Origin of the sequence: Anabaena azotica SJ-1 (genome assembly GCF_047275885.1) — a bacterium.
In the GTDB taxonomy this organism is placed as follows: Bacteria; Cyanobacteriota; Cyanobacteriia; order Cyanobacteriales; family Nostocaceae; genus Trichormus_B; species Trichormus_B azotica_A.
This window is the reverse complement of the sequence record NZ_CP178454.1, coordinates 2,564,923-2,585,160: the sequence shown is the minus strand read 5'-3', so window position 1 is coordinate 2,585,160 and position 20,238 is coordinate 2,564,923. Positions and strand designations below refer to the sequence as shown.

The 20,238-nt window shown below is 37.0% G+C and carries 21 protein-coding genes; 9 read left to right on the top strand and 12 right to left on the bottom strand.

Annotated features, from left to right (window positions below; translation table 11 throughout):
* The first annotated feature begins 44 nt into the window (after positions 1-44).
* Entirely contained in the window at positions 45-1,652 is a 1,608-nt protein-coding gene (locus tag ACLLO5_RS11385) for an alkaline phosphatase D family protein (protein ID WP_413175555.1), read from the top strand.
* Positions 1,653-1,756: 104 nt separating this feature from the next.
* On the opposite strand, the gene ACLLO5_RS11380 is transcribed toward ACLLO5_RS11385, so the two are convergent.
* Positions 1,757-3,289 carry a SagB/ThcOx family dehydrogenase gene (locus tag ACLLO5_RS11380; protein WP_413176072.1) on the bottom strand — a complete coding sequence of 511 codons (1,533 nt, stop codon included), beginning with the start codon at positions 3,287-3,289 and terminating at the stop codon, positions 1,757-1,759.
* 196 nt (positions 3,290-3,485) lie between these two features.
* Between ACLLO5_RS11380 and ACLLO5_RS11375 the strand changes: the two genes are divergently transcribed.
* The 4 genes from ACLLO5_RS11375 to ACLLO5_RS11360 all read left to right on the top strand — a co-directional run bounded on the left by ACLLO5_RS11375 (position 3,486) and on the right by ACLLO5_RS11360 (position 7,395).
* Positions 3,486-4,289, top strand: coding sequence for an alpha/beta fold hydrolase (locus ACLLO5_RS11375; protein ID WP_413175553.1), 804 nt, complete (start codon positions 3,486-3,488; stop codon positions 4,287-4,289).
* Positions 4,290-4,353: 64 nt separating this feature from the next.
* Positions 4,354-6,063: a protein kinase domain-containing protein gene (locus tag ACLLO5_RS11370; RefSeq protein WP_413175551.1), complete on the top strand. Its 1,710-nt coding sequence runs from the start codon at positions 4,354-4,356 to the stop codon at positions 6,061-6,063.
* Positions 6,064-6,103: 40 nt separating this feature from the next.
* Positions 6,104-6,970, top strand: coding sequence for an Rpn family recombination-promoting nuclease/putative transposase (locus tag ACLLO5_RS11365; protein WP_413175550.1), 867 nt, complete (start codon positions 6,104-6,106; stop codon positions 6,968-6,970).
* Positions 6,971-7,125: 155 nt separating this feature from the next.
* Positions 7,126-7,395 (top strand): hypothetical protein, encoded by a 270-nt coding sequence (locus ACLLO5_RS11360; RefSeq protein ID WP_413175549.1) that lies wholly within the window; start codon positions 7,126-7,128, stop codon positions 7,393-7,395.
* Between the two features lie 30 nt (positions 7,396-7,425).
* Here the strand turns inward: ACLLO5_RS11360 and ACLLO5_RS11355 are convergent, their stop codons facing one another.
* From ACLLO5_RS11355 to ACLLO5_RS11340, 4 genes are all read right to left on the bottom strand, one after another.
* Positions 7,426-8,214, bottom strand: a complete 789-nt coding sequence (locus ACLLO5_RS11355) for an ABC transporter permease (RefSeq protein ID WP_413175547.1) — start codon at positions 8,212-8,214, stop codon at positions 7,426-7,428.
* Positions 8,215-8,237: 23 nt separating this feature from the next.
* Positions 8,238-9,218 carry an ATP-binding cassette domain-containing protein gene (locus ACLLO5_RS11350; protein WP_413175546.1) on the bottom strand — a complete coding sequence of 327 codons (981 nt, stop codon included), beginning with the start codon at positions 9,216-9,218 and terminating at the stop codon, positions 8,238-8,240.
* Between the two features lie 6 nt (positions 9,219-9,224).
* Complete coding sequence (locus tag ACLLO5_RS11345; protein WP_413175545.1) at positions 9,225-10,868, bottom strand: ABC1 kinase family protein; 1,644 nt, start codon at positions 10,866-10,868, stop codon at positions 9,225-9,227.
* 260 nt (positions 10,869-11,128) lie between these two features.
* The gene (locus ACLLO5_RS11340) at positions 11,129-12,193 is read right to left on the bottom strand and encodes a mannose-1-phosphate guanylyltransferase (RefSeq protein WP_413175544.1); all 1,065 of its coding nucleotides are present in this window, start codon (positions 12,191-12,193) and stop codon (positions 11,129-11,131) included.
* A 216-nt stretch (positions 12,194-12,409) separates the two neighbouring features.
* Here ACLLO5_RS11340 and ACLLO5_RS11335 point away from each other — a divergent pair, with 216 nt between their 5' ends.
* Positions 12,410-13,915, top strand: a complete 1,506-nt coding sequence (locus ACLLO5_RS11335; protein WP_413175543.1) for an LCP family protein — start codon at positions 12,410-12,412, stop codon at positions 13,913-13,915.
* Positions 13,916-14,087: 172 nt separating this feature from the next.
* Complete coding sequence (locus ACLLO5_RS11330; RefSeq protein ID WP_413175542.1) at positions 14,088-14,594, top strand: pentapeptide repeat-containing protein; 507 nt, start codon at positions 14,088-14,090, stop codon at positions 14,592-14,594.
* A 115-nt stretch (positions 14,595-14,709) separates the two neighbouring features.
* On the opposite strand, the gene ACLLO5_RS11325 is transcribed toward ACLLO5_RS11330, so the two are convergent.
* Positions 14,710-14,850: a hypothetical protein gene (locus tag ACLLO5_RS11325; protein WP_413175541.1), complete on the bottom strand. Its 141-nt coding sequence runs from the start codon at positions 14,848-14,850 to the stop codon at positions 14,710-14,712.
* A 511-nt stretch (positions 14,851-15,361) separates the two neighbouring features.
* Between ACLLO5_RS11325 and murJ the strand changes: the two genes are divergently transcribed.
* A complete protein-coding gene (gene murJ, locus ACLLO5_RS11320) occupies positions 15,362-16,969 on the top strand; it encodes a murein biosynthesis integral membrane protein MurJ (protein ID WP_413175540.1) in 1,608 nt (535 codons plus the stop codon).
* 233 nt (positions 16,970-17,202) lie between these two features.
* On the opposite strand, the gene ACLLO5_RS11315 is transcribed toward murJ, so the two are convergent.
* Positions 17,203-17,472, bottom strand: coding sequence for a hypothetical protein (locus ACLLO5_RS11315; protein WP_413175539.1), 270 nt, complete (start codon positions 17,470-17,472; stop codon positions 17,203-17,205).
* Entirely contained in the window at positions 17,469-17,687 is a 219-nt protein-coding gene (locus tag ACLLO5_RS11310) for a hypothetical protein (protein ID WP_413175538.1), read from the bottom strand. Before ACLLO5_RS11310 ends, ACLLO5_RS11315 begins: the two co-directional genes overlap by 4 nt.
* A gap of 195 nt (positions 17,688-17,882) precedes the next feature.
* Here ACLLO5_RS11310 and ACLLO5_RS11305 point away from each other — a divergent pair, with 195 nt between their 5' ends.
* On the top strand, positions 17,883-18,134 hold the full coding sequence (locus ACLLO5_RS11305) for a hypothetical protein (RefSeq protein WP_413175537.1): 252 nt from the start codon (positions 17,883-17,885) through the stop codon (positions 18,132-18,134).
* Between the two features lie 65 nt (positions 18,135-18,199).
* Here the strand turns inward: ACLLO5_RS11305 and ACLLO5_RS11300 are convergent, their stop codons facing one another.
* From ACLLO5_RS11300 to ACLLO5_RS11285, 4 genes are all read right to left on the bottom strand, one after another.
* Complete coding sequence (locus tag ACLLO5_RS11300) at positions 18,200-18,487, bottom strand: hypothetical protein (protein ID WP_413175536.1); 288 nt, start codon at positions 18,485-18,487, stop codon at positions 18,200-18,202.
* Positions 18,488-18,504: 17 nt separating this feature from the next.
* Complete coding sequence (locus ACLLO5_RS11295; RefSeq protein WP_413175535.1) at positions 18,505-18,837, bottom strand: DUF5615 family PIN-like protein; 333 nt, start codon at positions 18,835-18,837, stop codon at positions 18,505-18,507.
* Positions 18,834-19,058 carry a DUF433 domain-containing protein gene (locus ACLLO5_RS11290; RefSeq protein ID WP_413175533.1) on the bottom strand — a complete coding sequence of 75 codons (225 nt, stop codon included), beginning with the start codon at positions 19,056-19,058 and terminating at the stop codon, positions 18,834-18,836. Before ACLLO5_RS11290 ends, ACLLO5_RS11295 begins: the two co-directional genes overlap by 4 nt.
* A gap of 352 nt (positions 19,059-19,410) precedes the next feature.
* Positions 19,411-20,088 carry a Uma2 family endonuclease gene (locus tag ACLLO5_RS11285; protein WP_413175532.1) on the bottom strand — a complete coding sequence of 226 codons (678 nt, stop codon included), beginning with the start codon at positions 20,086-20,088 and terminating at the stop codon, positions 19,411-19,413.
* Positions 20,089-20,238: the final 150 nt, after the last annotated feature.

Genomic DNA, 20,238 nt, shown 5'->3' with positions numbered 1-20,238 from the left:
TTCATTGATCCGCAACACACTGTAAATAAATAATGAGTAGCTTTATGAAACCAAACATTTCACCAAAACTGAAACGTCGGCAATTTTTGCTGCAAGCTGCTATGAGTAGTAGCAGCATCCTGGGAATAAACATATGCTCAAAGTCAGGTTTAGCACAAACACCAGCATTGATCACATCAGATAAAAATCGTCCTTCTATACCTTACGGAGTCGCTAGTGGTGATATCAACAGCAATAGTGCGGTAATTTGGAGTCGGAGCGATTCTTACGGGAGACTACGCAATTCCCAGATGATTATAGAATATGCTACTAACGAGAATTTCCGCAATAGTCGCCGCATTATTGGACAAGTTGCTTCGGAAAACACGGATTTCACAGCCCGGACGTATCTGAATAATTTACCACCAGGTCAAGATATATTTTACAAAGTTACCTTTCAGGATTTAGCGGATACTAACGTCTATAGCGCCCCTGTCATGGGACATTTAAAAACTGCACCCCAAGGAAAGGGAAAAGATATATTTTTTGCTTGGTCTGGAGATACAGCAGGTCAAGGTTGGGGAATTAATCCAGAATGGGGTGGGATGAAAATTTACGAATCTATTAGAAAATTAAACCCTGATTTTTTTATTCATTCAGGTGATTATATTTATGCTGATAATCCTATTAAATCAGAAGTGATACTAGATGATGGCAGGATCTGGAAAAATATTACCACAGAAGAAAAATCAAAGGTTGCAGAAACACTAAAGGAATTTCGTGGTAACTATATTTACAACTTGCTAGATGAAAATGTGCGCCGCTTTAATGCCCAAGTGCCTCAATTGGTACAATGGGATGATCATGAAGTCAGAAATAATTGGTATCCGGGGCAAATATTGGATGATGATAGATACAAAATTAAGGATGTTGATTTATTAGCATCGAGGGCAAAACAAGCATTTTTAGAATATACGCCTATTCGATTTGATTCTAAAGATCCAAAACGTATTTATCGTAATTTCAATTATGGTGAATCGCTGGAAATTTTTATGTTGGATGAAAGAAGCTATCGTGGTAAAAACTCTCCTAATAACCAAACAGTATTAAGTGCGGAAACTGCATTTTTAGGTAATTCCCAATTACGTTGGTTAAAGAGTCAATTGAAAAAATCAAAAGCTACGTGGAAAATTATCGCTAGTGATATGCCGATTGGTTTGATAATACGTGATGGTGAAACCAATTTTGAAAATGCTGCTAATGGTGATGAAAAACCATTAGGAAGAGAGTTAGAATTTGCTGAGTTATTCCGGTTTATTAAGCAAAATAATATCAAAAATGTGGTTTGGTTAACTGCTGATGTACATTATGCCGCAGCCCATTATTATGATCCAAATAAGGCGCAATTTACAGACTTTAAACCTTTTTGGGAATTTGTTGCAGGTCCTCTTAATGCTGGAAATTTTGGACCTGCCCTGTTAGATAATACTTTTGGACCAGAAGTGAGGTTTAAAACTGCATCTATTGATATCAAATTAAATCAACCACCCAGTTCAGGATTACAATTTTTTGGAACTGTGAAAATTGATGGAAAAACGGAAGTTTTAACTGTGAGTTTACATAACTTGGAGGGTAATAAAATCTACAGTGTAGATTTGCAACCAGAGGTTTAGATATTGGGGTGATTGTAGAGGCAGAACTTCTGTGATAACATTCCCAGTTGGAAACTAGGAACGAGATAATATCATTCTGCCTCCTGCTTCCTGCCTCTTGACAACTACCTTGGTCTTCCCAAAGTAGTGATATAAAGAACGGCTTCATCAGCAGGAATACCTAATACATCATTAACTTGATCATCAAAGAATCCTCCGATACCACTAACACCTATATTTAAGCGAATGGCTGCTAAATTAAGCTTTTGTCCTAAATGACCAGCATCCAGATGTAAATAACGGTAAACGCGATCGCCATATTGAGCGATCGCTGTTTTCAAATCAGCGGTATGAAATATCACTGCTCCCGCATCCCTTCCTAATTCCTGTCCCAAACAAAGGAAGTGTAACTCACGGCGAAAATTCTTAAAGCGTATTTGTCTTAATTCTTGTGCTTTAGGTGCATAATAGTAACAACCTGAATCAAGTCCTTTAACACCAGAAACAGCAATAAATGTTTCAATTAAATTCAGGTCAAAGTAATCGGGACAATTATCTAAATTTTGGTCAATATAATTTTGTGACTGATAGGTAAAATCAAGCAAAGCTTTAAGTTCATCAAAAGTTAAATTTTCACCACTATAAGCGCGAGTAGAACGACGTTTATAGATAGTATTTTCTAAATCTAAAAGATTTTCTCCCCAGTCAATTGGTGTAGTAACAGTAGAAATTTTGTCACAAAAAGGAAAATTATATTTATCTTCTAAGGTGTTTTCTGGTTTTATTGTTGTTAAATTTTTATCTACAGTTCCGCCAGATTGAATTTGGGTATGAAAATGAAAATATTTTAGCAGTTCACCATCAGGAATTGAGGGATAATTAGTGTCAATAGTCGAAGGCAATGCAGTTTTTCCCAAAGGCAAATTTTGCTTAACATCTAATAAATCTGCCAATGCTATAACAACAGTTGCGCCTTCTTGTTCCGGATCAATATAAAGTAGGTCATTGACGGCTTCATCAACAAAGCCACCGATTAAATGGGGGCGATAATCAGTAATTGCTCCAGCTAATTCAATGTTGCCTAAAAGATGTCCTGTATCTAGAAAAATTCGACGGTAAGCCCTATCTTCATAACGCCATACTGAACGATAAAAAACAGCAGTAGTAATGATAGCCAGTTGGGTATTTTCTAAAGTAGGATGCCAAAAACAAGCAGCTTGTAAAGCTTGCCAAACATCATTTTCCCAATACTGCATGAGAGAATGAGTCCGACACTGATAATTGTAGAGTCCAGCAGGTAACAATGGCGTACCACGGGAAAGCAAATATACCTCAGCCGGATATAAACCCCCCGCACTGGGTGCAGAGCGTAAATATACCGCACTTCCCATAGAAGGCATTTTTGCAGTTAGTCCGTAGCTGTGAAATAGTAGTTGGGAAAGTCTCTGCCACCATTTAGCATCTGGATTATTAGCAAAAGACTCTGCTTGCTGTTGCAAATAGGGTTTCAGGTCATAATCAGAGCCGATTTTGTATTCTTTAAACGGTACTGGCTGTTTAGCCCAGTCTAACCTCTGACTTTTAGAAGCCAGTGTTTCAGGGTCGTATTTAGTACGCTCATGGTAATGTTGGGCGATTGATTGGTATATTTCTGGCATAGTAATTTTAATATCCTCAAGGAGTGCTATTTCTTGATCTTGACATTCATCTGCCTTATTATTTCGTGCTAATGGGTACAATCCTTGAATCAGTTATCAGTTATCAGTTTCTTGAGTTTTCACCATTCCCTGTTCCTAATTATCAATTATGAATTACCAAAGCATACCTGTACGTAAAAGCATAACAATAGAGGATATGGAAATTTCTTACCTAGAATGGAACCAAGGTGAAAAACCATTGCTGTTATTACATGGTATGGCTGATAATGCCTTAGTTTGGTCTAGCTTGGGAGATTATTTAGCGGCAAATTACCATATAGTTGCGCCAGATATGCGTGGTCATGGAGAGAGTAGTAAACCTGAAAGAGATTATAGTTTTGAGAGTGCGATCGCAGACCTGGAAACATTAATGGATAAACTGGGATGGTCGGCTGCTCATATTGTCAGTCATTCTTGGACAGGTAAATTAGCAGCCATTTGGGCTAGACAAAACCCAAAACGCTTACGCAGTATCACCTTGGTAGATCCAATTTTTATATGGAAAATGCCCAAATTCTTGAAATTAACTTTTCCCCTGTTATACAGCGTTTTACCTTTCCTGAAAAGTATGGGACCATTTGCCACTTACGAAGAAGCTGAACAAAAAATCAGACAACTCAGTCAATATAAAAACTGGAGTTCCATACAACAGCAAGTTTTCCAAACTGGAATTGAACAAAAACCCGATAGAAGTTGGGGTAGCAAATTTACCATCGCTGCCCGTGACGGCATTTTTGACGCAGTTATGCAAGTACCAGGTTTTATCACCCCAATTGATATTCCTGCCCTCTTTATACAACCAGAAAAAGGAGTAAACCGCCAAAATTGGCAAATTCAACCCTACAAAACCAACCTCAAAAACCTCACCCTCAAGAAAGTCCCCGGAAATCATTGGCCATTTTTAACCAAACCAGAAGAATTTAATCAAACAGTCGCCGAATTCTTAGCAGAACAAAAATGAATTTTTGGTAATTTACTTACCTAATACTTCTCTGTCACCCGTCACCTGTTCACTGTCACCTATTATGAGTCTCTGTATTAACCCAGTTTGTCCTCAACCTAACCACCCCGACAACGACGAAAACCGCTTTTGTCAAAGTTGTGGTTCTCAATTGGAATTATTAGGATGTTATCGGGTGCTGCGATTATTGAGTGATAAAACAGGGTTTAGCAAAGTCTATGAAGGATATCAACAAGACATACCAAAAATCATCAAAATTCTCAAACCAGAATTAGCCAATGATCACAAAGCTATCTCACTATTTCAGCAAGAAATAAATGTCCTAGAACAATTACATCATCCTGGCATTCCCCAAGCAGAAGGGTATTTCCCATATCAAACTAGATCAGGTTTAACCTTGCATTGCATAGTGATGGAAAAAATTGAAGGACCCAATTTAGAACAATGGCTAAAACAACAACAAAACCGCCCCATTTCTGAAGGACAAGCTATAGCTTGGTTAAAACAATTAGCAGAAATTTTAGACTTAGTTCATAACAAACAATATCTGCATCGAGATATTAAACCAGCCAATATTATGATTCGCCTAGATGGGCAATTAGTATTAATTGATTTTGGCACAGCCAGAGAAATTACTAAAACTTATATAGCTAATAATGGCGGTATGACATCCATTTCATCATCTGGTTATAGTCCCAGAGAACAAATGCATGGTCAAGCCATTCCCCAATCAGATTTTTTTGCATTAGGACGCACCTTTGTATTTTTATTAACGGGATGTCAACCTGCTCAATTATATGACTCTCACCTGGATATTTTAAAATGGCGACATTTAGCAAATCATGTTTCCCCATCACTATTAGATTTTATTGATTGGTTAATGGCAAATGAAATTAATCAACGTCCTGAGAATGCCAGAGAAATCTTAGATAAATTAACAAAACTGGAAAATATATATACAGGAAGTAACGTAGCCACAATGAATGTAGTGGGTGGTTTAAACACAGCAATAGTTACACCAACAACCACAACCAAAAATACAATTAAACCTCCAGACAAACAACCAGAAAAATTACCCTTATTAGCCTTATTTGCTGCCTTAATATGTTCCTTATTATTGCTGTGGACAGTAGCACTAGCAAACCGAAATAATAAATTTACAGTTCTACCTGCCGACTATGGACAAACGCCAGTTAAAAAAGGCAAAGTCGATTATTTTCCTTATGAAGAAGGCAAAGATAGTCAAGGAAGAGTAGCAGAATTTAACATAGCAGTTTTATCAGTAGAATATAAATGGCAATTAGGCAGCACTTATCAAATTAGATATAACGACCAAACTATTACTCTCGACTCCTTAAAATCAAACTTAGAACAAGAAGGTATCCAGAAAATAATGGAAAATCCTAGTGAAATTATTTCTGTAGGAACAGCTTCTTGTGAAGGTGATGTAACAGCCGAACAAAGTCGTGCTTTAGAACGTTCCAAGCAAATTCAATTATTAGCCAAAAAGATATTTAGTAGCACACCCAGTGTAAAAGGTTATCGCTTATTAAACCTGGGACAATTTCAGAGAAAAGATTGTCAAGCAAGTCAAGATTCAACCGCCTATCAACGTAGTATTATTATCATTGGAGTCAAGAAACAAGCGGAAGGAGTCATTTTAGATGAAGCCTTAAGAGATAGATTAGAGAAAAAACCCTTTGCTGATTTTAAATTAGAAGATTATTCATTAGGTTCAGCAGATAAATTTAAAACTACACCAAGTAACTTGTAATATTTCTCGTTCTCTGCATGAAATAAATCTGATTCCCCTTATGGTCAAAAAAGCAGATATCAGCACCAAAAAACTCATCAGCCTCGCACCCGAAAATTGGGTAAAATGGGTGACACAAATTCCCGACATTATCACCGGAGAAATCATCAACTCAGAATTTCAATGGATAAGCCGAGAAAGTGATGTATTAGTTAAAGCCACCAGTCCAAAGTACGGTGAATTTCTTGTACTCAACGAGTTACAATTACGATATAAACCAGAAATTCCCAAACGAATGCGGGCTTATACAGCATTAGCAGAAGAAAAATATGATCTTCCCACCTACCCAGTATTAATTAATATTCTCAAAGAAAGCGAAGCAGAAATTCCTACCCGCTACGAATCAGAATTTGCGGGTTTACAAACGCGTCAAGACTACCGGGTGATAAATCGGTGGGAAGTTGATGTGGAAATAGCTTTAAGTCAACCCATTCCTTCCCTACTTCCCTTTGTACCAATTCTCAAAGGTGGTGGTGAAGAAGCGACCGTCAGACAAGCCTTACAAATGCTCCGTGCAGATGAGCAATTAAGCCAATTAGAAACAGTCATGGCTTTTTTTGCTCCCTTCGTATTAGATAGCGTGTTAGTTCAGCAAATCATGAGGTGGGATATGGTGGTATTACGCGAGTCTCCCTGGTATCAACAGATTTTAAAAGAAGGTGAACAAAGAGGTGAACTAAAAGGTGAAAAACGGGGTATAGTTTCAGCCATTGAACTGAGTTTAGAAATCAAATTCGGTCAAGAAGGTTTACAACTAATGCCGGAAATATCACAAATTGCTGATTTAGAACAGTTAAAAACTATTCAAAGAGGCATTCTGACTATCAATAATATTGATGAGTTGCAAGAATTTATGCAGAGAATTTAAAATTACTCTAGTGAGATTTACAGCAATTTTCAGGTGTTCAAACAGATTTTAGTAAAAATTTAGCGCAAAGGAGCAAAGGAAGAAATGAATTAATTTTGAATGGAGTTTAAATACATGAAAACTGCTGTAAAGAAATTATTAGGTGGAGGTTTAAAGTGTTAGAAAAATCTTTTTTTTATCAGGAAATTCTGCACAAAGGTATAGAAGAAGGACGGCTAAAAGAGAGGCTATCAGGGATTGAGTTGGCTTTAGATGTTAAATTCGGTGCTGAAGGGTTGGAACTGATACCAGAAATATCACAAATTTCTGATTTGGAACTTTTAAAAAATATTCAAAAAGGAGTTTTAACTGTAAATACTCTCGATGAATTGCAAAAATTGATGCAAAATATTAACTCTACTCAAAATGATATTAATCAAGATTAATGAACCAGCTTAAATATATCTTTGAATTTTTCATGCTCCCATTCCCGAATACCGCTTTAATCCTGCACGCCATAATAAACGATTAGCACCTAAAAATATCATAAACCAACCTAAAATTGATAAAAATCCCCTTGTTAAATCCACTGGTAAACCTACCAAAATACTGGCAGGAAAATTAATTAAATAAGGGAATGGTGTAAACATTACTACATTTCTCACTTCTGGTGGAAAGACTTCTAAAGGCGCAATCATGCCTGATAAAAACAGAAAAAACAGAAACCAAACATTTTCTAAGGCTGTTGCTCTTTCTGTCCAAAATGCTAACATTGCCAGCGTGTACTGAATTAAAAAACGTAAAGCAAAAGCCAGCACCGCAGCCAAGGTAAAAAACACTAAATTTGCTAAACTAGGCACCCAAAAAGCTTGGGGATATAATAGAAAAAATAATCCTACTAATAGAAATACAAAAGGCATCCGGGCAAATCTTTCAGCAATATGGTTGGACAGATGGTGAATTACTGGGTCTATAGGTTGTAATAGTCGGGGTGATAGTTTACCTTCTACTACTTCTCTTTCAAATTCATAAATTACCCAAGCAACGGTAAGTTGTTTAACCAGAAAAACAGCAAAAAAATAACGCGCAAAATCCACTGCTGTTAATTCAAAATTTCCTCCTTCTGCTGCTTTTATCCAGACACCCATGAGAATAATGGGTAAAGAACCAGACAAAACCCATAAGATGAGTTCTGATCGATATTCCAGCATATAGCTATAATATACTGTGAGTAAAGTCAGGACTTTTTTGAACCAATTTTTCATATTTTTTTATTCCCTATTACCTTTTAAACAACACCAGATTTAAAAACTCTGCCAATTACTTCTTCTACTGGTGGTTCAGTTACTGTTAAATCAATCACGTCTAAATCAGCTAAAATTTGTGATACTGTGCGAGTGAGTGCTTCTCTCTGGACTATAAACCGCACTGCTCGTCCTTCTAAAAGTTGAATATCACCATAGGACATTAATTGTTCTGCTGGTAATGGTTGAGCTAATTCGACATAAATTTCTCGGTAAGGTGCGAAGTTTTCTAATAGTCCATCTAATCTCCCATCATACATTAGCTTGCCGTGGTAAATTAATAGCACTCGTTGACATAAAGCTGTGATATCTGCCATATAATGGCTTGTTAATAATACTGTTGCTTGATATAGCTGATTGTATTCTCGTAAAAAGTCACGTACTCCAACTTGAGCATTTACGTCTAGTCCTAAAGTTGGTTCATCTAAAAATAAAACTTGGGGACGGTGTAAAAGTGCGGCTAACAGTTCGGCTTTCATTCTTTCACCTAATGAAAGTTTTCTGACTGGTTGATTTAGCTTTCCTCCTAGAGATAGCATTTCTGTTAATTCACCAACTCGCCGATGAAACTCTTTATCAGAAATACTGTAAACGGCGGCGTTAATTTTTAAGGAATCTATTGCTGGTAAGTCCCAAATTAATTGCTGTTTCTGCCCCATAATTAGGGTGATTTTTTGTAAGAAAGCTTCTTGACGACGAAAGGGATCATATCCAGCCACTTTGACTGTGCCACTGGAAGGATGAATTAATCCTGTGAGCATTTTTAATGTAGTAGTTTTTCCAGCACCATTGGGTCCTAAAAAACCGACTACTTCGCCAGGTTCAATATTAAAAGAGACATCCTGAACAGCATTAATATCGCGATATGTACGGCGAAAAAAGTGGGTAAGAGTCCCACGAATACCAGGTTCTTTAATTGCTACTGGATAGGATTTACTCAGGTTTTCTGCTATAATAATTGACATACTATTTCACCTTAAACGCCCTGAGCGTAAAATACTAATTATTAACCATAAGCCTAACAAACTAGCAGCAGCAAAGAGGACACTACTAACATAAGATAATTGTGATGTTGTAGCTCGGTTAGAAATAATAGCCGCTCCCATTATTAATGAACCTACTAAAATGCTAAAAGAAAGCCGGTTAGCGGCATCATCCATTGTTCGACGTACACCGTCTAAACCCCTTAGTGATAGATTCCATTGTAAAGTTTCTGAGGTTACACGGTCTAATAATAGTTCAATTTGGCGGGGAGATTGTAAGGATAGACTTTTGATATCTAGGGCAGTACGCAGGAGGGAACGAACCGGATTATCTCCTAATAACTGACGACTAAATAAGTCGGTAATGAGTGGTTTAATTTCATCGAATAAATTAACTTCTGGGTTAAAAGTACGCGCTACTCCTTCTAAGTTTGCTAAAGTTTTGGCATATAAACCCATATTGCTGGGTAAGCGAATTTTATTATTGCGGGCAATTTGTAAAATTTCATAGATTATTTGACTGAAATTTATTTCGGTCAGGCTGACATTATAATATTTTCGCAGCATTCGCTCATAATCATTTTCTAAGCGAGATAAAATTACTGGTTGGGCAGAATCTGAGAGTTGCAAAGTTAATTGAGCGCATCTTTGAGCATCTAAATCAACAATTGCTAACAACATTTCGGTGAGAATTTGCTGGGTGCGGGGATCAAGTCTGCCTACCATGCCACAATCTAAAAGAGCAACACGCCCATCTATAAGATAAAATAAGTTGCCGGGATGGGGGTCAGCATGAAAGAAGCCATCAATATATAGTTGCTGAAAAAATACTCTAAATAGTAAGGTAGTTATTTCTTTGCGTTTAGCGATCGCATTTTGACCATTTTCATTACTCAATTCTGCTGTTAACAGCGGAACACCATCTAACCATTCCATTACCAGTAATTTTTCTGTAGTCAGATGCCAGTAAATTTCCGCAACTACAATCTGTGTGGGATCATACCAACGACTCTGGGATAAATTGCGTCGTAGTTGGTCTGTATGTCCAGCTTCTCTTGTAAAATCTAATTCTGCTTCTAAAGCTTTAGTAAATTCCTCAGCAATAGCTTTTATATCATAAGTTTGTCCAAAATCAGTCCGCGCCACTAAATCCGCGATACCTTGAATTAAGGCGATATCCTGGGCAATGGTAATATCGATTCCCGGTCTTTGTACTTTGAGAGCTACTTCCCTTCCATCTGCTAGAGTAGCGCGATGTGTTTGGGCAATAGATCCCGCAGCCACAGGGAAATGATTAACTATCCGAAAAGTTTCTTCCAGCGGGCGTTTTAGCTGCTTGCGGATCACTATTTCCACTTCTGACCAAGGAACAGGTGGTACTTCATCTTGTAGAGTTGACAGTTCTTCAATATAAGCAGCACTTAATAAATCTGGACGGGTGGAAAGTAGCTGGCCAAGTTTGACATATACCGGACCCAAATCCACTAAAATATTTTTTAATACAGCTGGTGTAGGTAATTGGGGTTCATCTGTTTTACCACCAGTAAGCAGCCTTCGCATATAGTCCCAGCCATTGCGGAGGACTACTTCAATAATTTCTCGTTGTCTGGGTACAGTCTGGGTTAAGAACATTTTCTGGAAATGAATTCAGGATTAAAATTAAAAAAGATTAAAAAAAATTAAAAATTACAGAAAAAACATTGATTCTGGGTTCATCACTAAGTCTTGTTGATTAAGAAATATACTTTTAGTTAAAAAATATTAAATTTAATAGCGATCCCCTTGACTACAGGCTCAAAATTGTTGATTAACCTAAATGTCACAGAATACAATAGACAATCTAGTTATAATTGGTAACAAGACTTTTGAGCCTCTACCAAGGGTTCTAACTTTTACAGCAGGTGAGTAAATCGGGGATCACTTTGCAGGGTTTTGAGGATCTGCTTAATTTCCTGAGTACGTTCCTTTTTAACTATCAGGGTAACATTGCGATCGCGCACAATCACCACATCCTCTAACCCAATAGTCACAACTAAATCATCGGGATTGGAAGCATAAACAATCGCCCCTTGGGTATCTAGCCCTACATGGGTAGCTAATTCCACATTAGGATTATCTGCTTTTTGATGTAAGCGAGCGATCGCATTCCAATCGCCTAGATCATCCCAACCAAATTCCACGGGTAAAACGTATGCTAGACTTGTCTTTTCCATCAACGCATAATCTATACTTTTTTTAGGCAACTGGGGATAAATATCAGGGCCATGTTGTTCTAAAGGTTCGATAATTTCAGAGGCATGGGTACGCAGTTCCTCTAGAACCACCCCAGCCCGAAAAACGAACATACCACTATTCCAGCTAAAACGTCCTGTACGTAAAAAAGTCTCTGCTGTTTCACAGTCGGGCTTTTCAGTAAAGCGGTTGACGTGATAAGCTGGCAACTCATTAAAGCAACCAATCTTTTCACCTTGTTCAATGTAACCGTAACCAGTTGATGGGAAAACAGGCTTGATCCCCAAAGTGACAATCGCTGCTGTGCTAGCTGCTAACTGAGTAGCCGCACTTAAGGTATGTGCAAACACATCTTGATCGGCAATCCAGTGATCAGCAGGGAAAAAGCCAATCACAGCGTCTTCTCCATAACGCTTTTTAATTTCCAAACTTGCCCAAGCAACAGCGGCTGCGGTGTCTCTTCCCTCTAATTCGATCAGCAAATTTTGAGATGGCAGATCGGGTAATTGTTCTTTAACTCCTTGAGCTATTTGACTAGAAGTGATGACCCACAAGTTATCCCAACCGCCAGCGAATGTTAACAATCGATCAGCGGTAGCTTGGAGTAGGCTTCTAGAACTGCCATCAAGACTTAAAAATTGCTTGGGTCTATCCCGGCGACTCAGAGGCCAAAAACGCTCACCTTTGCCGCCAGCAAGAATTACAGGGATCAGTGAACTACTCATGTTGTCCTATACACCTACTTCAGAACAATACCAAGTGTACATTCATTCAATTTTGGATTTTAGATTTTAGATTTGGTATTGTTTGCGAAAATGTTGAATTTATGACTTAGTTCTCAGTAGGAAATTGCAATAGCCCAAAAAAAAATCTAAAAATCTGGCAAGATTTGCAGCTTGCACTAACATACCTTTAGGGAGTGGTTGAGTGGGGAGAGAATTGTGATAAAACAAGTTCAATGGTCAGATAATCAGGTCATACCTCAGCAAGTACCAGCCTCAGAGCAAGAGGGAAGACCACAACAATTTCAACGAACGGAAAATCAGGTCATACCGACCCCAATACCAGGATCAGGGGAAGCGGTTAAACCAAAACAGCCAACAAATAATTCCCTAAACGTCGTTGAGACCGTGGGTGCTATCCCCAACGAACTCTATGAACGCTTAGGTTTGACAATGCCTCGCTGGCTGTTGTGGATCTTAACCTTTGTCGTCGGTATCATTTTATCTGGCTTACTAGTATCAGCTTTGGCTTTGTGGACTCCACTATGGAGTAATTTAGATCAAGCTAAAGATGATGATTTTGGATCTACCACCAAAGACCAAGTAAAAGTACCAGGGGATTTATGGAATAAACTTTCCCAGTACCAACTATCAAAACCCATGAATATTTTAGTCATGGGAATTGAACCAGTTAAAGGCACTGTTGACGGTTCTCCAGAAAGCTTTGCTGGTAGCAGTGATACCATGTTGTTGATCCGACTAGATCCCAGCAATAAATCTATTCGCGTGCTTTCAATTCCCAGAGGGACAATGATTTCCCTCCCAGAACAGGGATTAACCAAGGTATCCGAAGCTAACGCCAAAGGTGGTCCAGTATTAGCTGCACGGGTAGTTAGTCGTACCTTAAGCAATGCCCCCATAGATCGCTATATTCGCATTTCTACCAGCGGCTTGCGGCAATTAGTTGATCAATTAGGTGGGGTAGATATATTTGTACCCCAAGCGATGAATTATCAAGATAACGCTGGTGGTTTGTCGATAAATTTAGTCAGCGGCTGGCAAACACTCAAAGGTGAACAAGCAGAATTATTTGCCCGTTTCCGGGAATCAAGTGTAGGTGATATACCAAGAGTGCAGCGACAACAAGCACTAATAACAGCTTTAGTTCAACGTTTAAATAGTCCCACAGTTTTACCCAGGCTGCCTCAAATTACTCGCATTATGCGAAAATATTTTGACACCAACCTGAAAATGGAAGAAATGATGGCATTGGCGAATTTTTCCGTAAATGTAGAACGGGATAATTTCCAAATGACCATGCTACCCGGTACATTTAGTAAATTCAGTAAAGATCCAGATAGCTATTGGTTGAATCTCACTGGACAACAAAGTTTATTGAATGATTATGTTGGGGTAGATGTACCTGGTTTAAAATCAGATTTACGACCAGTATCTCGTCTCAAAATTGCTATTCAAAACGCTTCCAATCAACCTCAGTTAACGGAAAAAGTTGTTACTTATCTCAAATCAAAAGGTTTTACAAATATTTACACAATTCCCGATTGGCCTGATACCCAGCGCCAAACTCAGATAGTTGTCCAGAAAGGAAACCCAAAACCAGGAGTGGAACTGCAAGAATTTTTAGGCTTGGGTCAAATTGAAGTTTCTGCAAATGGAGATTTAGAATCTGATCTCACCATTCGTATTGGGAAAGATTGGAAATAATCATCCGATTTTAGATTTTGGATTTTCTCGTTCCCATACTCTGTATGGGAATGAATTTTATAAGACTCTGTCTTATATTAGAGTAAATAAAGTAGAGGCAGAGCCTCTGTAATGGCATTCCTAGTCAGAGACTAGGAACGAGATAAATAAAAATTAAATAATTAATAGAACTATGAAAAAAAATTTATTGAGATTATTAAGTTTAATTGTAATTTTGATTTTGGCTTGGTTGTGGGTAATTATTAATCCTCAACCTGCTTTCGCTCAAATTAACACCATTAACTATAACAACGCTTCTTTAGAAAATCGAGACTTTTCTCATCTTGATTTAACAGGAGTGAATTTTGTAGCCGCAGAAATGCGCGGGGCAAATTTTCAAGGTGCGAATTTAACTAACACTATTTTAACTAAAGGTGTGTTACTCAAGGCAAATTTACAAGATGCTAATTTAACAGGTGCTTTAGTTGATCGAGTGACGTTAGATGGTGCTAATCTAAAGAACGCTATTTTCACAGAAGCCACTTTAACCCGTAGCCGTTTTTATGATGCGGATATCACTGGTGCTGATTTTACAGATGCTTTAATTGACCGTTATCAGGTATCGCTATTGTGTGAAAGGGCTGATGGTGTTAATCCTGTAACAGGGATTTCTACACGGGATAGTTTGGGGTGTAAGTAGTTGTGAGATGACGGTAAGTATAGTAGCTAACTATCCTCACAATAAATCTTTCTGAAACACACTGCCTAAAGCGAGATGTTCAGAAAGCAAATTATTCTCTTAGGCATTTAACTACTTAGATAGATTCAGGGTCAGCACCCATAAATCCTACATTAATTCCAGCAGCTTTTAAAGCGTTAATAGCTTGACTATGGAGATAAAGCAATATTAACAAAGATAGAAGTGGTACAAATAAACAGACAAAGAGGAAAATCATTAAGACAACTGAAAACTTTAGGGATCTTCCCAACTTGTACAGTGCAAATATTTGAAAGCCCGCTGATGCCAAGTAGACAGGCAATATTATAGAATTATTGCTCACAGCCAATCCGATTAAATTAATCAGTATATTCACTAGGATAGACCACAAAAGCAACTTGTGAGACTGAGCAATTTTTCTTAACTCTGGGGTTGTATAGGTGGTTATGCTCATAAATTACTTAATTTATTACAGTACCCTGGCGATCTCCTAGATTTTGAGGAGATTTAACCACAAACTTATGTAAGTATATATCTTAGTATAAAGCTAATAGTCAAGTTAATAAGCTAATTTTTCAGATTCTGTCCATCCCCTGTTACCAGGGTATTAAAATCAAATATTGATAGGTGAATTTCAAAATCTTAAAACTCAAAAATCCATTTCTTCAAAAGTTACCTGACAGATGTTAATATTTGAGGTTAAATGTTTTCAAATATGTACTTTGTAAGAGGTTTATAGGTATTATTTCGTGTCCGAACAACAACAAGAAAAACCCTCTCGTTCTTTCGCTGGCATTGCTGGTATTGTTGCCGCAGCAACCTTAATTAGTAAAGTATTTGGTTTAATTAGACAACAAGCAATAGCCGCTGCTTTTGGTGTTGGTGCTGCTGCTACCGCTTACAGTTACGCCTATATTATCCCTGGTTTTCTGTTAATTTTACTAGGTGGTGTCAATGGACCCTTACATAGTGCCATTGTTAGCGTTTTAGCCAAGCGTAAACGAGAGGAAGCCGCACCTTTAGTAGAAACGGTGACAACCATAGTCGGTGGCTTGCTGTTGGTGGTGACAGTTGCTCAGATTTTTTTGGCAGAACCAATCATTGATATAGTTGGTTATGGTTTAGAGCCTACCACGAGAGCGATCGCTATTCGTCAACTGCAAATAATGGCTCCCATGGCCTTATTCTCCGGTTTAATTGGCATTGGTTTCGGCACTCTCAACGCAGCAAATCAATATTGGTTACTTTCAATTAGTCCTTTATTATCCAGTATTACCGTAATTGCAGGTATTGGAATTTTGGCTTTGCAATATGGCAAAGATATCATCAAGCCAGAATTCGCTTTAATTGGTGGCATGGTATTAGCTTGGGGAACTTTAGCCGGAGCAATTCTGCAATGGTCAGTACAATTAATTGTCCAGTGGCGGTTAGGTTTAGGAACATTAAAACTGAGATTTGATTTTAAATCTCCCGCTGTGCAAGAAGTAATTAAAATCATGACTCCGGCAACAGTTTCTTCGGGAATGATGCCGATTAATGTCGCCACAGACTTATATTTTGCTAGTCCAATTAAAGGTGCAGCCGCAGGATTTAACTATGCTAATTTATTAGTACAAACTCCGTTAGGAATTATTTCTAATATTATTTTACTGCCTTTATTACCTATATTTGCCAAATTAGCAGAACCAGAAAATTGGCCTGATTTAAAATTACGCATTCGTCAAGGACTGTTATTAACTGCTGTCACCATGCTACCTTTAGGTGCATTAATGATAGCTTTATCTGATCCTATTGTACAGGTAATTTATCAAAGAGGTGCATTTAAACAAGAAGCTACTGAGTTAGTTTCTTCTTTATTAATTGCTTATGGTATTGGGATGTTTGTCTATTTAGGTCGTGATGTTTTGGTAAGGGTATTTTATGCTTTAGGTGATGGACAAACACCTTTTAAAATTAGCATTTTTAATATTTTACTGAATGCTGGTTTAGATTTTATTTTGGTTAAACCCTTTGGTGCGCCTGGTTTAGTATTAGCTACAGTTGGTGTAAATTGCAGTTCAACTTTAATGTTGTTGTGGTTGTTAAACCGTAAATTGAATGGTTTACCTTTGGGGGAATGGAGTTTACCAATTTTCGGTTTAACTGCGGGTAGTGTGGTTGCTGGGGTTGCTAGTTATGGGACTTTAGTTGCTTGTCAACAGGTTTTGGGGAATAAGGGTTTAGTAATTTTAATAATTGAATTGTGTATTTCTGGTGCGGTGGGAATTTCTGTATTTGCAGTTATTGCGGGGATGATGAGAATACCGGAGGTGAATAATTTTGTGGTGAAGATGCGGCAGAAGTTTTTAAAGAGGTAGATTCAGCTAAAAGCAAAGGTTGGTTAAACCCAACCATAAAAAATCTCTTCTTCCTCTTGATGCCTCTGCGTGAGAAATAATATTTTGATATTGCATAGTGTTGAAAAGCTAAAGTTAGGTTTTGTTATCTATTTTAATGGTATTGAGTTTTTACCGCAGGAATCGCTTTTTTTGTTTCACGTAAAGGAGCAAAGGTGCAAAGAAGGAAAGGAAAATAAGAGTTTTTGCGGTAATTATAACTGAGATAATAGTTTGTCATACTCTGCATGAGTACCAATCCAAAACCAGATGATACTGCTTTCGTTTCGTACACCTACAGCACGATAATTTTTACTCACACGATCAGAATAAATAGGTAAGTTGGGATGCACTGACTTGAAACGTAGGCTAGGATGCCAGGGATCTTCTTTAAATTGTCGATAAGCTGCACGTGCTTGCTGCTGTACTTGCGGGGGAAGATCAGCGTATAAGTTACGAAATTGAATAGTTGTTTTCGACTTCACAGGTTTTCTGGATCTAATTCTAAAGTTTTACCTGCTTGATCTTCTGCTAATGCTACTGCTGCAAGTTTGACAAGTACATCATGAGATTTTGCAAATGCTTGATCCCATCGGCTTTCGTCTTCTATTTCTTCGAGGATGAGTAAGGCAATTCTATCTTGTTCACTATCAGGAAGTTGTTTTATTTGTGCGATCGCTTTTTCTAGTAATTGAGTCATAGCTAGTAAGCTGCTGTGAATAGGGCTTTGTAATTATTTTACTGTAGTTAAAGGGTGTTGGTGCGATCGCTAGGCTAACCGTATATATGGTATTTTAACTTACATTTATCAAAAATTTTTACCCTATTTACAAGTATTTTTGTACTAAAATAGAATAAATGTGATATTCTCAATTTTTCAATAGGAGTAAATTGTATGTCAAATCATAGCGGTAGCTATATGTTAAATGAAGTAATTACAATTTTGAGACGTGAGCATTGTTTTGATCATTTGGATCAAGAAAAGAAGCAAAATTTGATTGAACAAATTGTCATACTAGCTCGTTATGAGGATGATTGTAATTCGGGGGAAATTTTAGAAGGACATACAGATTATTTTCAGATATGTTATTGTTGTTTAGCGAAAACTAATGATCTAGAATCAGGTCTTTGTGTAAAATGCAGGTGATAGGTTATGGTCAAATAATAACTACTCATCTTGATTTACAGGGTTAGCTTTAACATATCCATAATTTAAACTAATTGTAAAGAAAAAGATGTAATCTCAAGTTGATCTTCTTCTGTCCAAGTATCACTATCATCAATAATAGATACACCTTTCTCAACTAAATTATTTTCTAAAGCATTAAGAATAAATCTAGCAATCATATCTTGTTCAGTTTCAGGAAGCTGCTTTATTTGTGCAATGGCTTTTTCTAGTAGTTGAGTCATAGCTGTTAAGCTGATTTGAATAGGTGCTGTTAGTTGTTGTAAGTTATTTAAAAGTTGTCGGTGCAATAAATCTTTTTTTGTTTCACTCAAAATCGTATTAAATTAGTTTAGTAAAGTGTCAAAACTCCTAAATCCGAATTTTCAGCAAAGGCTTGGATATGCTCTAAATGTACTCGCAAAATTTCCTCTATTTGATTTGTTGAACAATTACCACGTCTAACCCAAATCACTTTAGGCGGATATCCACGCAGTATACTTAATTCATTAAAATCAGCATCTCTGGTAACTATTATAAATTCATGTTGTTTTGCAAATTCCCACAAAATTTTATCATCCGCTTGATCTAAACCTAAGAGAAAAACGTGCTGAGAATTGGGGTAAATAGCAGCGAGTTTATCTACTAACCGGGGTGATAGATTATGGTCAAATAATAACTTCATGCTTGCACCATCAACATTTGTCTTTCTCTATCAGCAGCATAGCTAAGACAAGCTAAAATATCTTCTTGTGTTAAATAAGGAAAATCAGTCAGTATTTCCTCATAAGTCATGCCAGATGCAAGATATGATAATACATCGTATACTGTAATTCTCATGCCCCGAATACAAGGTTTACCTCCTCGTTTTCCTGGTTCGATGGTAATTATATTTTGATATTGCATATTGTTTCAAAGGTGGTTATTTTTTCTATTTTAGCGTTTGAGGTGATGCTCTTTTTATATTTCACGCAAAGGCGCAATAGATATCCTTATGCTGTATGTTTAGTATCTAAAATTACATTTTTAAGAATTGGTTACGCTATTTACAAGTACATTTGTTCTGTATTAGAATAATATGATATTCTCAATTTGCTAAGAAAACAATGATTTTGTAACTATAGAGAATATAATTACTGAAAATAAAGAATATATAATTCATGGCTAGAGCTTGACATCTTCTTAAAAATAGCCAGAAAATAAATTAAGAGTCTAAAAACAAAAGTCGGTTTTAAGCGACTATTTTTGTTTTTTATTATCACTCTAATTCATCAGGATTCACACCTAAAGCCTTTAATTTTTCAGCTAAAAGTTGTGTTTTTCTCCTTTCTGCGGCTAAAGCTGTTTCTGCTTGTTCCAGAAGTTGAGAAATTTCCAGATATGAAGAAAACTTATTCCCATCAGGACGATAAATTTGTAATTCTTCCCCTGATAAATCAAACTTAATTCCTAACCTGGGACTAACCCAATTTTCTATTTCCGAGATGACATCTAAACCATCTTCCGTTCTGAACCATCCTGTCAACTGATTATTTTGAGGATTATAAATATAATATTCTTCTACTCCATATCTTTCATAAAATATCAATTTCCTCTCCATTTCGGTTTGAGAATTACTAGGAGAAAGAATTTCAAAAACTACCTGGGGTGCAATATTATTTTCTTGCCATTGTAAATAAGAACCGCGTTTACCTTTTGGTCGTCCAAATACAACCATAACATCTGGTGCATTGACTATATAATTTTTCCCTTCGATGGGATACCAAAATAAATCACCAGCTACAAAAACATCAGGGTTATCTGCAAATAACCAATCTAAATTTTGTTGAATAACTAATATCCAACGAAACTGTTCTGTATTATTAGCCATTGGTTGTCCATCACTGTCTGGGTAGATGACCTCTGATGCATTTAGGGGTAGAGGTTGAGTAACCATAACTTTAAATTAGTTAGTTGTTTACTTTACCAATATCTTAGCACTAAACAATAGATACCTTAATTCTTAATAAAAACTAGGGAATAAATTAAGAATCTAAAAGCAAAAGTCGGTTAAAACCGACTCACAAAAAAACTCATTTCCTCCTCT

Bases quoted from the DNA above. Each gene is read 5' to 3' on its own strand.
- ACLLO5_RS11385 (WP_413175555.1), top strand. From the start codon at position 45: ATGAAACCAAACATTTCACCAAAACTGAAACGTCGGCAATTTTTGCTG.
- ACLLO5_RS11380 (WP_413176072.1), bottom strand. From the start codon at position 3,289: ATGCCAGAAATATACCAATCAATCGCCCAACATTACCATGAGCGTACT.
- ACLLO5_RS11375 (WP_413175553.1), top strand. From the start codon at position 3,486: ATGGAAATTTCTTACCTAGAATGGAACCAAGGTGAAAAACCATTGCTG.
- ACLLO5_RS11370 (WP_413175551.1), top strand. From the start codon at position 4,354: ATGAGTCTCTGTATTAACCCAGTTTGTCCTCAACCTAACCACCCCGAC.
- ACLLO5_RS11365 (WP_413175550.1), top strand. From the start codon at position 6,104: ATGGTCAAAAAAGCAGATATCAGCACCAAAAAACTCATCAGCCTCGCA.
- ACLLO5_RS11355 (WP_413175547.1), bottom strand. From the start codon at position 8,214: ATGAAAAATTGGTTCAAAAAAGTCCTGACTTTACTCACAGTATATTAT.
- ACLLO5_RS11350 (WP_413175546.1), bottom strand. From the start codon at position 9,218: ATGTCAATTATTATAGCAGAAAACCTGAGTAAATCCTATCCAGTAGCA.
- ACLLO5_RS11345 (WP_413175545.1), bottom strand. From the start codon at position 10,868: ATGTTCTTAACCCAGACTGTACCCAGACAACGAGAAATTATTGAAGTA.
- ACLLO5_RS11340 (WP_413175544.1), bottom strand. From the start codon at position 12,193: ATGAGTAGTTCACTGATCCCTGTAATTCTTGCTGGCGGCAAAGGTGAG.
- ACLLO5_RS11330 (WP_413175542.1), top strand. From the start codon at position 14,088: ATGAAAAAAAATTTATTGAGATTATTAAGTTTAATTGTAATTTTGATT.
- ACLLO5_RS11325 (WP_413175541.1), bottom strand. From the start codon at position 14,850: ATGATTTTCCTCTTTGTCTGTTTATTTGTACCACTTCTATCTTTGTTA.
- ACLLO5_RS11310 (WP_413175538.1), bottom strand. From the start codon at position 17,687: ATGACTCAATTACTAGAAAAAGCGATCGCACAAATAAAACAACTTCCT.
- ACLLO5_RS11305 (WP_413175537.1), top strand. From the start codon at position 17,883: ATGTCAAATCATAGCGGTAGCTATATGTTAAATGAAGTAATTACAATT.
- ACLLO5_RS11295 (WP_413175535.1), bottom strand. From the start codon at position 18,837: ATGAAGTTATTATTTGACCATAATCTATCACCCCGGTTAGTAGATAAA.
- ACLLO5_RS11290 (WP_413175533.1), bottom strand. From the start codon at position 19,058: ATGCAATATCAAAATATAATTACCATCGAACCAGGAAAACGAGGAGGT.
- ACLLO5_RS11285 (WP_413175532.1), bottom strand. From the start codon at position 20,088: ATGGTTACTCAACCTCTACCCCTAAATGCATCAGAGGTCATCTACCCA.